Source organism: uncultured Bacteroides sp. (assembly GCF_902491285.1).
In the GTDB taxonomy this organism is placed as follows: domain Bacteria; phylum Bacteroidota; class Bacteroidia; order Bacteroidales; family Bacteroidaceae; genus Bacteroides.
On the sequence record NZ_CABUHK010000016.1, the window covers coordinates 45,211 to 59,615 of the forward strand.

Below are 14,405 nucleotides of genomic sequence, written 5' to 3' on the forward strand. Positions count from 1 at the left end.
ATGGGATCAACACTTGAAACAGTAGTATTCTACTTTTTGGCAGCATTTATTATTGCTATGTCCATCATGACGGTGACTACCCAACGGATTGTCCGCTCGGCTACTTACCTGCTCTTCGTGCTCTTCGGCACGGCCGGCATCTACTTCTTGCTGGGCTACACCTTTTTGGGCTCCGTCCAGATTATGGTTTACGCCGGTGGTATCGTCGTGCTTTATGTATTCTCCATCCTGCTGACCAGTGGCGAGGGAGACCGCGTCGAGAAACTAAAACGGAGCCGGTTCCTGGCAGGGCTCTTTACGATGGTTGCCGGACTGGCAATTATCCTGTTTATCACACTGAAGCATAATTTCCTGCAAACCAAGAATCTTGCCCCACTGGAGATAAACATCCACACCATCGGACACGCCTTGCTGAGTAGTGACAAATATGGTTATGTATTGCCTTTCGAAGCTGTCAGTATCCTGTTGCTGGCCTGCATCATCGGTGGTATCATGATTGCCCGCAAGAGATGAAAATAACGGGGTAGTGGTGAGTGATAAGTGATTAACACTTTGCATTACCCCCTTTCAGTTATTAATCATTAATCACTAAACACTAAAGCACTATATATGATACACATGGAATATTATCTGGTAGTCTCTACCATCATGATGTTTGCAGGAATCTATGGATTCTTTACCCGCCGTAACACGCTGGCTATCCTGATTTCAGTAGAGTTAATGCTGAACGCCACGGACATCAACTTTGCCGTGTTCAACCGTTTTCTCTTCCCGGAAGGAATGGAGGGCTATTTCTTTGCACTGTTCTCCATCGCCATTTCGGCCGCGGAAACTGCAATAGCTATCGCCATCATGATCAATATCTACCGTAATCTCCGAAGCATCCAAGTCCGCAACCTCGACGACCTGAAATGGTAAAGGTGAAGCGGTGCCAAGGTGCCACTTCCAGGTTTCCATTCGGATAAACAGATGAGTTTATGATAAATATAAGTAATAATAAAACAAGTAATTAAATAAAACTGTATGGAACTAACAATTCTAATACTCCTTCTTCCTTTCTTCTCCTTTCTCATACTGGGAATCGGGGGAAAATGGATGTCACATCGGACGGCGGGTATCATCGGTACTCTGGTACTGGGAACGGTAGCGGTACTGTCTTATGTGACTGCTTTCCAATATTTCTCCGCCCCGCGGCTGGAAGACGGAACATTTGCCACATTGATACCTTATAATTTCACGTGGCTTCCTTTTACAGAGACATTACACTTCGATCTGGGCATCCTGCTCGATCCCATATCTGTAATGATGTTGATTGTCATCTCTACCGTGTCGCTGATGGTACATATCTACTCCTTCGGCTACATGAAAGGCGAGACCGGCTTTCAACGTTATTACGCTTTCCTTTCCCTGTTTACTATGTCAATGCTGGGATTGGTAGTAGCGACAAATATCTTCCAAATGTATCTCTTTTGGGAATTGGTGGGTGTAAGTTCTTATTTATTAATCGGATTCTACTATACAAAACCTACAGCAATCTCCGCTTCCAAGAAAGCATTTATTGTCACTCGTTTTGCCGATTTAGGCTTCCTGATTGGTATCCTGATTTACGGATATTATGGTGGAACATTCGGTTTCACTCCGGATACGGTATCACTGGTCAGCGGTGGAGCTGCCATGCTTCCGTTAGCCCTCGGCCTGATGTTCGTGGGTGGTGCCGGTAAGAGTGCGATGTTCCCATTGCATATATGGTTGCCCGATGCAATGGAAGGGCCTACTCCGGTCAGTGCCCTGATCCATGCGGCAACGATGGTAGTTGCCGGAGTTTATCTCGTGGCACGTATGTTCCCGCTCTTCATCGCATATGCTCCGAACACTTTGCATATGGTAGCCTGGGTAGGTGCATTCACTGCCTTCTATGCTGCAAGTGTAGCTTGCGTGCAATCGGATATCAAGCGTGTACTCGCTTTCTCTACTATCTCACAGATTGGTTTTATGATGGTAGCTTTGGGCGTTTGCACTTCCATGAACCCGCACGAAGGCGGATTGGGATACATGGCATCCATGTTCCATCTCTTCACACATGCCATGTTCAAAGCACTGCTCTTCCTTGGTGCAGGTAGCATTATCCATGCGGTACACTCCAATGAAATGTCCGCAATGGGCGGATTACGCAAATATATGCCTGTCACTCACTGGACATTCCTGATTGCCTGCCTTGCCATTGCGGGTATTCCCCCGTTCTCCGGCTTCTTCTCGAAAGACGAGATTCTGGCAGCCTGCTTCCAATACAGCCCTGTAATGGGTTGGGTGATGACGGTAATTGCCGCGATGACTGCTTTCTATATGTTCCGTTTGTACTATGGTATCTTTTGGGGCAAGGAAAACAAAGAATTGCACGCTCACCACACGCCGCACGAAAGTCCGTTAGCGATGACATTCCCCTTGATGTTTCTGGCAGCGATAACCTGTGGAGCCGGCTTTATTCCTTTCGGACATTTCATCAGTTCGAACGGAGAGTCTTACTCTATCCATCTCGACCTGTCGGTAGCTGTCACAAGTGTGGTTATTGCCATTATTTCTATTGCCATCGCTACCTGGATGTATAAGAATGCCAAACAGCCCGTTGCCGATTCGTTGGCAAAACAGTTCAAGGGATTGCACAAGGCTGCTTACAATCGTTTCTATATTGATGACATATACCAGTTCATTACGCACAAGATTATCTTCCGCTGCATCTCTACTCCTATCGCATGGTGGGATCGTCATGTAGTGGACGGATTCTTCAACTTCCTGGCATGGGCTACCAATACTACAAGCGATGAAATCCGTGGTTTACAGAGCGGTCAAGTACAGCAATATGCATATGTGTTCCTTTGCGGTGCACTGGCACTTATCCTACTGTTGATTCTCTAAATAGTAAATAGTAAATCTTTAAATAGTAAATTATAAAGATGAATTTCTTATCAATATTCGTACTTATCCCCCTCCTGATGCTGGCCGGACTCTGGGCAGCAAGAGGAATAAAAGCGATCCGCGGGGTTATGGTTACTGGCGCATCGGCACTTCTGATTGCATCTGTCGTACTTACATTCATGTATCTGGGAGAGCGTAGTGCCGGAAATACAGCGGAAATGCTTTTCCGTGCAGACACCCTTTGGTATGCACCGCTTCATATCTCCTATTCGGTCGGCGTCGACGGAATCTCGGTAGCCATGCTGTTACTGTCCGCCATCATCGTCTTCACCGGAACATTCGCTTCCTGGCGTCTGCAACCTCTGACAAAAGAATATTTCCTTTGGTTCACCCTATTGTCAATGGGAGTATTCGGATTCTTTATATCCGTAGACTTATTCACCATGTTTATGTTCTACGAAATAGCCCTGATACCTATGTACCTGCTGATCGGCGTATGGGGTTCGGGACGCAAGGAATATGCAGCCATGAAGCTGACACTGATGCTGATGGGCGGTTCCGCCTTCCTGCTGATCGGAATCCTCGGAATCTACTTCGGCTCGGGAGCAACGACAATGAACCTGCTCGAAATCGCACAGTTACACAATATACCGTTTGCACAACAATGCATCTGGTTCCCGCTGACTTTCCTCGGCTTTGGTGTACTGGGTGCCCTCTTCCCATTCCATACCTGGAGTCCCGACGGTCATGCTTCCGCCCCGACAGCAGTATCCATGCTCCATGCCGGAGTATTGATGAAGCTGGGTGGTTACGGATGTTTCCGCATCGCCATGTACCTGATGCCGGAAGCCGCTAACGAACTTTCATGGATATTCCTGATACTGACAGGTATCTCTGTGGTCTACGGAGCCTTCTCCGCTTGCGTACAGACTGACTTGAAATATATCAACGCCTACTCTTCCGTATCTCACTGCGGACTGGTTCTCTTCGCCATCCTGATGCTGAATCAGACGGCTGCAACGGGAGCTATCCTCCAAATGCTGTCCCACGGATTGATGACAGCCTTGTTCTTCGCCCTTATCGGTATGATTTACGGACGTACACACACCCGTGACGTTCGCGAGCTTGCCGGTCTGATGAAGATTATGCCGTTCCTCAGTGTATGTTACGTGATTGCCGGTCTTGCCAACCTCGGTCTTCCGGGGCTGAGTGGTTTCATTGCCGAAATGACCATCTTCGTCGGTTCTTTCCAGAACAACGATGTATTCCACCGCACACTGACTATCATCGCCTGCTCTTCGATCGTGATTACAGCAGTCTATATCCTGCGCCTGGTAGGTAAGATTCTGTATGGAACCTGTACCAACAAGCACCACCTCGAACTGACCGACGCAACGTGGGACGAACGTGTAGCCGTTATCTGCCTCATCGTTTGTGTAGCCGGACTGGGTATGGCTCCTTTTTGGATCAGCCACATGATTGGTGAAAGTGTATTGCCGGTTGTCTCACAACTGATACCCTAAATAGTAAATTGTAAATCGTTAAATAGTAAATTACAATATGGATTATTCACAATTTCTACATATGCGAGAAGAGCTGTCGCTCGTAGTTGTTCTGCTACTACTGTTCTTGGCCGACCTCTTCATGAGTCCGGACGCACACAAAAATGACGGAAAAGCACGACTGAACACCATGTTACCCGTCATTCTGATGGCGATTCATACAGCTATCAATCTCGTTCCGGGAACTGCTGCCGACGTATTTGGCGGTATGTACCACTACGTACCCATGCATACGGTTGTCAAGTCAATTCTGAACGTAGGTACACTGATTGTCTTCCTGATGGCACACGAATGGATGAAACGTGAAGATACCTCTTTCAAACAAGGAGAATTTTATGTACTGACACTCTCCACTCTGTTTGGTATGTATCTCATGATTTCCGCCGGACACTTCCTGATGTTCTTCATCGGACTGGAAACGGCATCCATCCCGATGGCTGCCCTGATTGCCTTCGACAAATACCGTCACAACTCTGCCGAAGCAGGAGCCAAGTATATTCTTACCGCCCTCTTCTCCAGCGCCCTGTTGTTGTTCGGCTTGTCCATGATTTACGGTTCCACCGGAACGTTGTATTTTGAAGACCTTCCCGCCCATATCGACGGAAATCCGTTGCAAATCATGGCATTCGTATTCTTCTTCACAGGGATGGCATTCAAGTTATCACTCGTTCCGTTCCACCTTTGGACAGCAGACGTATACGAAGGTGCACCAAGTACGGTCACCGCTTATCTGAGCGTTGTTTCAAAAGGTTCGGCCGCTTTCGTGCTAATGGCTATTCTTATCAAAGTATTCGCTCCGATGATAAACGACTGGCAGGAAGTGCTTTACTGGGTGATTATCGCCTCTATCACCATTGCCAACATATTCGCTATCCGCCAGCAGAACCTGAAACGTCTGATGGCATTCTCCAGTATCTCACAAGCCGGATATATCATGCTGGGCGTTATCGGCGGCACCGCACAGGGAATGACAGCGTTAGTATATTACGTACTTGTATATGCTGCCGCCAACCTCGGCGTATTTGCCGTAATCACTATCGTGGCACTACGCAGCCAGAAGTTCACACTCGAAGATTATGCGGGACTTTACAAGACGAATCCGAAGGTAGCGCTCCTTATGACCCTGTCTTTATTCTCATTGGCAGGTATCCCTCCTTTTGCCGGATTCTTCTCGAAGTTCTTTATCTTCATGGCGGCTTTCGATGCAGGTTTCCATCTGCTGGTATTCATCGCATTGGTCAATACAGTGATTTCACTGTACTACTATCTGCTGATTGTGAAGGCAATGTATATCACCCCTTCCGACGATCCGATTCCCACATTCCGCAGCGACCGCTGTACAAAATGGGGACTGGCGCTTTGTACGCTGGGCATTATCGGACTGGGTATCGCAAGTATCGTATATCAGTCTATTGATAAACTCTCGTTCGGTATATAATAAAAAACAATCGACCGGAACTGTATAACAGAAAAAGGCAGTAGCCTCCCATCAACGGGAGCAGCTACTGCCTTTTCTCTTATTATCGTTACAGTCTGAATGCCTGAAAAGCCGTACATTCCCAATATACTCATTCCGTCACAATCACCCCTGGCAGCCTGAACCAGAACCGTGAACCCCTGCCCGGTTCGGAGTCAACGCCTATCCGTCCGCCCAGTTGCTCTACGATACTCTGACAGATGGAAAGTCCCAGTCCTGTGCCGGGCACGAAAGAGTTGAGCTTGACAAAACGCTCGAAGATATGCGACTGATGTTCCTCGTCAATCCCCACTCCCGTATCCTGTACATAAAATTCCAGTTCTTCGCCCTTTATCTGATACCCCACACGGATACTTCCGTGCGAAGTAAACTTAATCGCGTTGTTCACAAAGTTGGAGATAACCTGATGCAGACGGTTGCGGTCGCTGATAATATGGCATTGCGAAAGACACGAGTCAAACAGAAGTTCCACTCCTTCCTTCGTTTTCATCTGCAAGGAGCGGACAATATCTTCGCACAGTGCGTTCACATCGACATCTCCGATAGAAAATTCGAACGTACCGGCTTCAATCTTCGAAAGGTCAAGTATATCCGTAATCAGTTGCAGCAGCAAGTCATTATTGTCACGGACTATTTTAACATATTCTCTCCGTTCCTCAAGATTATCCGCTTCAACCAGCAAGTCAGAGAAACCGACAATGGCATTCAACGGAGTGCGGATCTCATGGCTCATATTGGCAAGGAAAGCACTCTTCAGACGGTCGGCCATTTCCGCCTTGTCACGTGCCAGAATCAGTTCCGCCTCCGTCTCCTTCAACTCCGTGATATCGTAATTGATGCCTATGATTTCTATCTCATCCTCTTCCGGCTTGTAGGTAGTCACTACGATGTTGGAGCGTACCCAGTTCCACCGGTCTGTCGTCCCCACACGGCGGACACGCATTTCCTTCTGGAAATGACGTCTGTTACCCTTCTTCACTTCTTCGAAGAAATCAAGAATACTTTGCCGGTCGTCCGGATGCACATGGCGGTAAACGCCTACGACTTCACTCAACGGAGTATCTTCATCCTCTCCCATATTCTTATACCATTGCTTGATGGCATATCCCTTCCGGTTCATGAGGTTCAACTTGGCATAACCCACTTTGGCATAGTCTGATATCAACAGGAAGAAGTTCTCGAAATCACGGACACGGTTCAGCGTGTCAAGACGTTCGGTGTTATCAATGCTAATAAGAATATATCCGTTAAAGTTGCCCTCGTTGTCGTAGAGTTTGCTGACCTTGGTATAGATATCTATCGACTTTGAAAGACTGGAAGTATAATAACCTTCAGCCCGTTCGAAAGAATAGTTGAGACGGAAATCTACCATATCTTCATTCTTCACGCGGTCACGGATAACCTGTGAGACATTCGGGTTTTCAAAGAAATTCACCCCTATCACTGCCGATTTGTCCAGCACTCCGAATATCTCCAAATCCATATTGTTCATATCGACCAGATAACCGTCCTTGTCGTAAATTTCCACTCCCGCCGGAATATTGGCAAAGATATTCTGAAATAGTTTTTCGCTGCGGTCCATTGCCCGGTTGGCTTTCACCGCCTGCGTAGTATCGAGGAACAGGGCAACCACTTCATCTTTCTCCGGTGAATAAACAATCCAATGGGTATAAGTCCCGGTTTTGGCGAAGTACTCATTCCCTTCCTTATAAGTATTATCACGCATCACACTTATCAAAAGGTCGAGTTTAGAAACATAGTCGGGATGTATATCCGAAGCCAGACATCCCTTGTATTCTTCTATCGGCCTGCCGAAAAACTTAACGACCAAGCTATTCCCATCCGTTATCTTATAATCACAAGGCTCATTCCTCTCGTCCCGGACTATCGACAACCGAATATACCCCATCGGCATAAAGCGGAACAAGTTGTTCAGGAAGACCTGTTCACGGATTACATCATCCTTGGCCTTACGCAGTTCGATACAGATGCCGATAATATTGGCTAATGAAGAAAACCACTGATAATCTTCATTGCTCCATTCGTGATAGGACTTGACTAAATCAATGCCCATATATCCCCAGATACGGTCGTTTGCCATCAAAGGAGTCACCATCATCGACAGGATGCCTTGCGCATCAAGGAAATGAAATTCCTCGTCCGCCTCTGCGGGCAACTGATTCAAGGAATTCAGCACAATAGGCTTGCCGGAAAGAATCTGCCGGCTCCACCATCTTCCCTGATCGATAGGAATATCTTGCAGACTGCCTTTCTCGGACGATACGCCTTCGGAGACGACTTCGTAGGTACAACTCTGATGAGTGTGATTTTCATCATATTCGAAGATATAGACACGCCCTTCACCGTAATAGAGATTCAGGATATCATTCAAAATCTCCATGACACAAGAGTTTACTTCTTCATCGCGAAGGAAACGGAGTAAAGACTGGGAGATAAAATTCTGACGGCGAAGCAGACTGTTCACCCTTCTCAATGCGTCTCTTTGTTCGGTTTCTTTAGGAGCTTCCACCCGCTGGATGACTCCGAAAGATTTATCACCATCATTGGTTCCCGTGCCTTTCTCACGGTGAGCCAGACGAGTATGCAACCAGATTTCACCATACTTGGAATGAACAGGAAAAGTCTGTTCATAAAAGTTCCGGTGTATATTCGCATTTGCACGAAACTCTTGAATGATTTGCTCACGGTAATCCTCGCGTATCAAATTCTGAAAATCCTGAAAGGAAATGGTATCCCCCTCCAATCCGAGAAGGTCACAAAGGAAATCAGAGCACAAATAATGTCCTGCGGCAAAATCGGCTTCCCACCACCCTATCTGGGCTAGAGAAGCCATCTTGATATACCGCTCGTAGTCTGTTTGCATATTTTATTTCATTAAATGAAAATGAATAGCAAAGATACGAAAAAGGAATAAAGAGATACTATAAAGCCACTAATAATTATATAGCGGAAAGTACGTGACAGAGACGACAATACCCTGTATCTTATTCCACCGCTATTCAGCTTAAAGTGCCGGAAAAGTATAACCTGTCCACCCCATAACCGAAGTATCCGCACCGGTATTGGAAGCTCCTTCTGTAAGCGTGATGCTTCCCTGGTTCTCTACATTCTTGCCTGGGTCACTGCTGTCTTCATAATCTACTCTTTCCTTTTTGCTGTATGAGAAAGAAGAAAGGTTGCAAGTCACGTTGATTGTCACCGTACCACCTCCTTTGGAGTCGGTTGCGTCCACCAAGTCCTTGGCTTTCAATCCCGTCAGATTCAATGTCGATGTCACCAGAGCGTTCTTGATAGTGGCAGTTGCTCCACGGCGTATTTTAATCACATCGTCCATAGCATTCTTCTGTCCGGTGGTAGTGTTGCCGCCTACGGTATTGTTGATGATAGTCATGCCATCTACGATAAAGTTCGACTGATTCTTATGCTCCGGCCCTTTTCCGTCCAGGTTACCGTCGGCTTCGATACCGCGCGGGTCTTCTTCCGTACTGGTATATCCTTCTTCCCAAATACCGTAGCAGTTTTTCAAAGTACCTGTATATCCTTGTGTGAAGTCGAACATATCATCATCCGGGTTCACAGCCAGAAGATTGGTTACGTTGACCGTACCGCCAAAAAACTCGATGGCATCATCCGCACTCTCAAGGATATAGATGTTCTCAACTTTCGTTCCGTTTCCCACACCGTTCAGTGTCAATCCGTTGTGCTCGATGTCGGCAGTGTTGCGCGCACCTGCATAGAAGATATTGACGTAAGTAAGCGCCCCAGAATTGTCCGACGCGTTGTCACCACCATATTTATAGGCATTGTTCACTTCGGCATTGGCAGTATTGCCGCTTTCGTTCGCACCGGAGATAGGCGCTTTTCCGTTCAGGATGATTCCGCCCCAGTCGCCGGACTTCGGAGTAGTTTCTCCGGAAGTGAAGGTTACAGGAGCGGCAGATGTACCGTTCGCATAAAGCTTTCCACCCTGTGCCACGAGGATATAACTGCTGAATCCTTTTGCTGCCTTGATGGTGGTTCCGGCAGGAATAGTCAGTTCACCGCCGTTTTCGATAATGACAGTTCCGCCCAGCACATAGTCGCCGGCTTCCAGTGTCTGCTTGCCGATAAGATTTCCTTTCAGAGTTTTTCCGTCTGCTGCCAATATGGACGAGTCGCCCGGAATGTTATCTCCATCATTATCACTTCCGCAAGAAGTCAGGGTCAAGGTTGTTGCCATGGCTGCCATAGCCATCATGCTTAAAAATAGTCTTTTCATTTCCTTTAAATATTTAAATAGTTTATATGTAAGAGCCTAAAATGTGCACGACACTCCCAAGCTCACGTTTATTCCTTTCTTATAATCGCCCAACACTACTTTCCGGTTGTTGCCGCTGGCTTCCCGCCTCAACCGGTAGGCCGGATTGAGCAGGTTGCGTGCCTTGAGACTGAACAAGAAATGCTTGCCGAACTTGGCCTGCGATACAAAATCAAGTGTGGTTACTCCTTCTTCCATGATGTTCCGGTATCCTTGCGTGCCGAGGGTATATACTTTCTCGCCCACATATCCCCAAACAAGAGTGTTGGTAAATGAGTGCCTACCGGTAGAATAGGTATGCGACAAATCAAAGTTTGCAATCCACGGCGCTGCCCCTTCGAGCTGGGAGCCTTCCTTGTCGGTAGCCGCGATGTCGGGGTCATCTATTATGGCGTTAGTGTAGATGTATGAGCCGTTGAGCCCTGCCGAAAGCCTGTTCGTGCCGTTTTTCCCTGCCGGACGTACGAGAAGATTCTTGCGTATTTCCAGCTCGATACCTGCTACGGTAGCCTGGCCGGATATGTTCTCATAAGAGAGGAATCCGCCTGCGCTCGGAGTTTCGATACGTGAAATAGGGTTCTTTATCATTTTGTAGAAGGCGGTAAGCGAGATAAGTTCCGTAGGTGTGGGGGTAAAGTCCCATTTCAAATCCAGGTTGTAGTTGTCCGACGGTTTCAGATTCGCGTTACCCTGGCTCTTGAAGTTGACTCCTACATAGCGGTAAGGTGAAATCTCTTTTGATTGCGGCAATGTGTATGTCTTACTCGCCCCCAGTCGCAATGTATGTTTGTCCGTCAGGTTATATCTCAGATTCAGGCTCGGAAGAAAATAGTTTTCCCTGATGCTGTTCTTTCCTTTGGAGTTGCCTTTGTCTACGTTGTAATCCACGGTCATATCAACGTTATCATACTTCACTCCCAGGTTTGCCACCCAGCGGGATGAAAACTGGTAGACGGCTTCCGCATAAACGGAGTGTATATTCTTTTTCACTGTATATTTGTCTACGGCATTGTCTACGTTAAAGCGGGTCCCGAAATTGGCGGATGTATAAAAGTCATCCAGTGCAATATCATTCAATGAAGTGAACGACGGCCCGTTAAGAGTTATCAGGTTGTATTCCGTCTGTTCAAAATCATCATTTACGATGCGTCCCGTATAGCCTATGCGAAGCTGCGATATTTCTTCCTGACTGTCCTTTAGCCGATATACCAGTCCACCGCGAAGATTCAGGTCGTTCTCCGTCAATGCGGCAAAAGTGCGGAACTGCGTATTTCCTCCTACCAGCCCGTAACCTGTATCATTCTTCGTTATCTCGTTGATGCGGCGATCCGGTTCGTATCCGCGCACCATATTATAAGAGACTCCCGCGTCGAAACTCAACGCGTCTGTCAGTCCCCAGTTACTCGTCAGTTGGTTGACAATAAGCAGGTTGTCATTCACTTGTTGGCGGCGGGTCATCCCTTGATTACCGTAATCATCGCTGAAGGTATCATTTTTGCCTTCATAATTTCCAACAGACTGGGTACTGTTGTGCACCAGCATAAGATTGTATGCCAGGTGGTGACGGTTCTGCATATCAAAATCCACGTTGGCCAGTGCCAGTTGACTGATATTGACGGCGGACTTATGCCCTGTCATGTCCTTGTAGACGGTTCCGTCGGTTGTGGTATTACGTATGGTTTCATCTGTGTAGCGATAATCCGTGGTATGCCCTGCAGTGGCGAAAAAAGAGAGAACGTTACGTTCTCCGCCTACGTAGAATCTCTTTCCGCCGGATATATTGTAACTGCGGTCTATCTGGAAATTCTGTGCTGCCGGATCCAGCTTGTTTTCAAATCCCCATGCGTTACCCAACGGTTGCGTACGGTTGGCAAATCCGAAGGGGTTCGTTCCGTCCGGTTTCAGGAAGTCGGCGGTCATAGTCTGTGTATTCACTCCTGCAGAAACGCCTGCGCTGACATATCCGCTGCCGACCAGTTCTTTGGAAGCAATATCAATATTGGCCCCTCCCACATCACCGCTTCCACCGGCGGTAAAGGCTTTGTTTACTCCGACAGACTGTATGATGTCTGTCCCGAAGAAATCGAGTGAGATATTCTTGTATTCCGGATCTTCCGACGGTACCGGAAACCCGTTGAAGGTGGTGGTATTATAACGGTCGCCCAGTCCACGGACAAAGACGTTTTTTACTCCGTCCTGCTTGGAGATTCCGGAAACTTTGGTGACAGCGCCTTCGGCATCGGAAACGCCTTTACGGGAGAGTTCCTTCACACCTACAGACTGCACGGCGATAACGGCTTTCTGCTGTTCGAGCAAAAGCATATTCTCGTTTTCACGATTCTTCTTTGCTACAACTACTACATCAGAAAGTTCCTGGGCGTCGGTTTCCAGTTCCAGATTCAGTATCACCAGTTTACCGTTCTCTACACGAACCTTGCGGCGTACTTCGGTCTTGTAGCCTACATATTTAATCTCAATATCATACATACCTTCCAAAACACCGGCGGCATTCAATTCGAAATTACCGTCCATATCGGTAACTGCTCCGGCTGGTGTGCCTATCAGGCGAATAGTCGCTCCTATCAGAGGTTCCTTTGAAAGTTTGTCTTTCACAGCTCCTTTTACCTTGATATTTGCAGCCAATGCGGGAAGTACACACAACAAGCAGAAGAAGGCCGCAACAGAAAATCTTAAAAGAAATAGTTTTTTCATCGAACTTTGCTCTACGTTTTTAAATCTGTGGGCAAAGGTAGAGGGTAGGTATTACAATGATAAGACGAAGAAAATACAATCAATTGAAAGATAGGTTGCAAGCATGTTACATACCTATCTCCTATCTGTCTAATCCCATCCCACCGGTTTAAAGATTTGTTTCCTCCGGTTCCAATATTTGTTTCATTGGTTGAAACACTTTGTTTCTCGGCGTGAAACACTTCGTTTCTCGGTGTGAAACACTTTGTTTCCCGGTGTGAAACTTTTAGTTTCAAAGCTTGGAAAACTCTTAGTTTCAAGGTTAGAAAAACTTTTAGTTTCAGCATGGCAGAAACCGGTCAATACATGGTTTTAGTTTTATGAATAGGAATTTAATTTAGACATAAGAGCAAAAGAACATAAAGGCCGCACTTGGAAAATTATTTCTGTAGTTTATTAAACTACTATTTTATCTTTTGTTCTTATGTTCTTCTGTCTAAAAATAAATTATCATTCTATTATGATACAACACTTATCTATTAAACCAGCTTCTTCTTTTTCCGGTAATTCTCACGGAACTCTTTAGGCGAGCAAGCCTTTTTCTTCTTGAAGATACGGTTGAAATTGGAAAGGTTGTTGAATCCGCACTCATAGCAGATTTCGGCTATCGACATGGTAGAATCCACCAACAGACGGGAAGCGAAACCGAGACGGATATCAATAATATAATCGGAAAGATTCTTTCCCGTACGTAATTTAAAGAACCGGCTGAATGACACATCCGTCATTCCGACCATAGCCGCCAACTGTCCCAAACGAATCTCTTCCTGATAATGGGCATTGATATACTCCTGCACTTTCTGCACACGACGGCTGTCCGAATGAATATCTATCTTGGCAAATGACGAACTGGACAACGTGCGGGAGTCTTCCTCGAAGAGGGAGAGTTCGTAAAGAATCGTCATAAACTTGATGACCGCATAAAATCCCTGTTTCTCGGAAGCCAGCGTATCCAGCAACGGATATATTTTAAGAATCGCGGACATCGGGAAACAAAGTCCTTTCTGTGCCTTATCCAGCATCCTGCGAATAGAATCGAACTGATTCTTATTGATGAAACTCTTGAAGAAGAGGTCGGAAGAGAACTGAATCGTTATCTCCCTTATCTCTTTCGAACGGCACTCGTTCTGTTCCCATACGTGCTCCAGGTCTTTACCTGTTATCAAGACCAAATCATAGTCGCCTATCACTTCGGAAGAATCTCCGACTACCCTTCTCACTCCTGTCGCTTTCTCCGTAAAGTTCAATTCGAACTCGGAATGATTGTGAATAGGATAAGTGAACTCTGTCTTGTAACGTTCTGCAATATAAAAGCAGTCCTTGTCTGACAAAGGGGTAATCTCACGAATAATCTGGCTAGGTAACGGTGTGTTCATAATATAAG

Annotated in this window: 9 protein-coding genes; 5 read left to right on the forward strand and 4 right to left on the reverse strand. The window is 46.5% G+C overall.

What is annotated here, in order from left to right; translation table 11 throughout:
* From RDN93_RS06150 to RDN93_RS06170, 5 genes are all read left to right on the forward strand, one after another.
* Complete coding sequence (locus RDN93_RS06150; RefSeq protein WP_308744681.1) at positions 1–513, forward strand: NADH-quinone oxidoreductase subunit J; 513 nt, start codon at positions 1–3, stop codon at positions 511–513.
* A 96-nt stretch (positions 514–609) separates the two neighbouring features.
* A complete protein-coding gene (nuoK, locus tag RDN93_RS06155) occupies positions 610–918 on the forward strand; it encodes an NADH-quinone oxidoreductase subunit NuoK (RefSeq protein WP_242357440.1) in 309 nt (102 codons plus the stop codon).
* A 105-nt stretch (positions 919–1,023) separates the two neighbouring features.
* Positions 1,024–2,913, forward strand: coding sequence for an NADH-quinone oxidoreductase subunit L (gene nuoL, locus RDN93_RS06160; protein WP_308744682.1), 1,890 nt, complete (start codon positions 1,024–1,026; stop codon positions 2,911–2,913).
* A 38-nt stretch (positions 2,914–2,951) separates the two neighbouring features.
* Positions 2,952–4,436: an NADH-quinone oxidoreductase subunit M gene (locus tag RDN93_RS06165; RefSeq protein ID WP_308744683.1), complete on the forward strand. Its 1,485-nt coding sequence runs from the start codon at positions 2,952–2,954 to the stop codon at positions 4,434–4,436.
* 37 nt (positions 4,437–4,473) lie between these two features.
* Positions 4,474–5,913 carry an NADH-quinone oxidoreductase subunit N gene (locus RDN93_RS06170; protein ID WP_308744684.1) on the forward strand — a complete coding sequence of 480 codons (1,440 nt, stop codon included), beginning with the start codon at positions 4,474–4,476 and terminating at the stop codon, positions 5,911–5,913.
* A gap of 130 nt (positions 5,914–6,043) precedes the next feature.
* Here the strand turns inward: RDN93_RS06170 and RDN93_RS06175 are convergent, their stop codons facing one another.
* The 4 genes from RDN93_RS06175 to RDN93_RS06190 all read right to left on the reverse strand — a co-directional run bounded on the left by RDN93_RS06175 (position 6,044) and on the right by RDN93_RS06190 (position 14,397).
* Positions 6,044–8,836 (reverse strand): ATP-binding protein, encoded by a 2,793-nt coding sequence (locus RDN93_RS06175; RefSeq protein ID WP_308744685.1) that lies wholly within the window; start codon positions 8,834–8,836, stop codon positions 6,044–6,046.
* 141 nt (positions 8,837–8,977) lie between these two features.
* Positions 8,978–10,231, reverse strand: a complete 1,254-nt coding sequence (locus RDN93_RS06180; RefSeq protein ID WP_308744686.1) for a hypothetical protein — start codon at positions 10,229–10,231, stop codon at positions 8,978–8,980.
* Positions 10,232–10,267: 36 nt separating this feature from the next.
* Positions 10,268–12,982, reverse strand: a complete 2,715-nt coding sequence (locus RDN93_RS06185) for a TonB-dependent receptor domain-containing protein (protein ID WP_308744687.1) — start codon at positions 12,980–12,982, stop codon at positions 10,268–10,270.
* Between the two features lie 518 nt (positions 12,983–13,500).
* Positions 13,501–14,397 carry an AraC family transcriptional regulator gene (locus tag RDN93_RS06190; protein WP_308744688.1) on the reverse strand — a complete coding sequence of 299 codons (897 nt, stop codon included), beginning with the start codon at positions 14,395–14,397 and terminating at the stop codon, positions 13,501–13,503.
* Positions 14,398–14,405 lie beyond the last annotated feature (8 nt).

Excerpts from the sequence above, each read along its gene's own strand:
- RDN93_RS06190 (WP_308744688.1), bottom strand. The coding sequence starts at position 14,397 with ATGAACACACCGTTACCTAGCCAGATTATTCGTGAGATTACCCCTTTG.
- nuoK (WP_242357440.1), top strand. The coding sequence starts at position 610 with ATGATACACATGGAATATTATCTGGTAGTCTCTACCATCATGATGTTT.
- RDN93_RS06185 (WP_308744687.1), bottom strand. The coding sequence starts at position 12,982 with ATGAAAAAACTATTTCTTTTAAGATTTTCTGTTGCGGCCTTCTTCTGC.
- RDN93_RS06150 (WP_308744681.1), top strand. The coding sequence starts at position 1 with ATGGGATCAACACTTGAAACAGTAGTATTCTACTTTTTGGCAGCATTT.
- RDN93_RS06180 (WP_308744686.1), bottom strand. The coding sequence starts at position 10,231 with ATGAAAAGACTATTTTTAAGCATGATGGCTATGGCAGCCATGGCAACA.
- RDN93_RS06165 (WP_308744683.1), top strand. The coding sequence starts at position 2,952 with ATGAATTTCTTATCAATATTCGTACTTATCCCCCTCCTGATGCTGGCC.
- RDN93_RS06170 (WP_308744684.1), top strand. The coding sequence starts at position 4,474 with ATGGATTATTCACAATTTCTACATATGCGAGAAGAGCTGTCGCTCGTA.
- nuoL (WP_308744682.1), top strand. The coding sequence starts at position 1,024 with ATGGAACTAACAATTCTAATACTCCTTCTTCCTTTCTTCTCCTTTCTC.
- RDN93_RS06175 (WP_308744685.1), bottom strand. The coding sequence starts at position 8,836 with ATGCAAACAGACTACGAGCGGTATATCAAGATGGCTTCTCTAGCCCAG.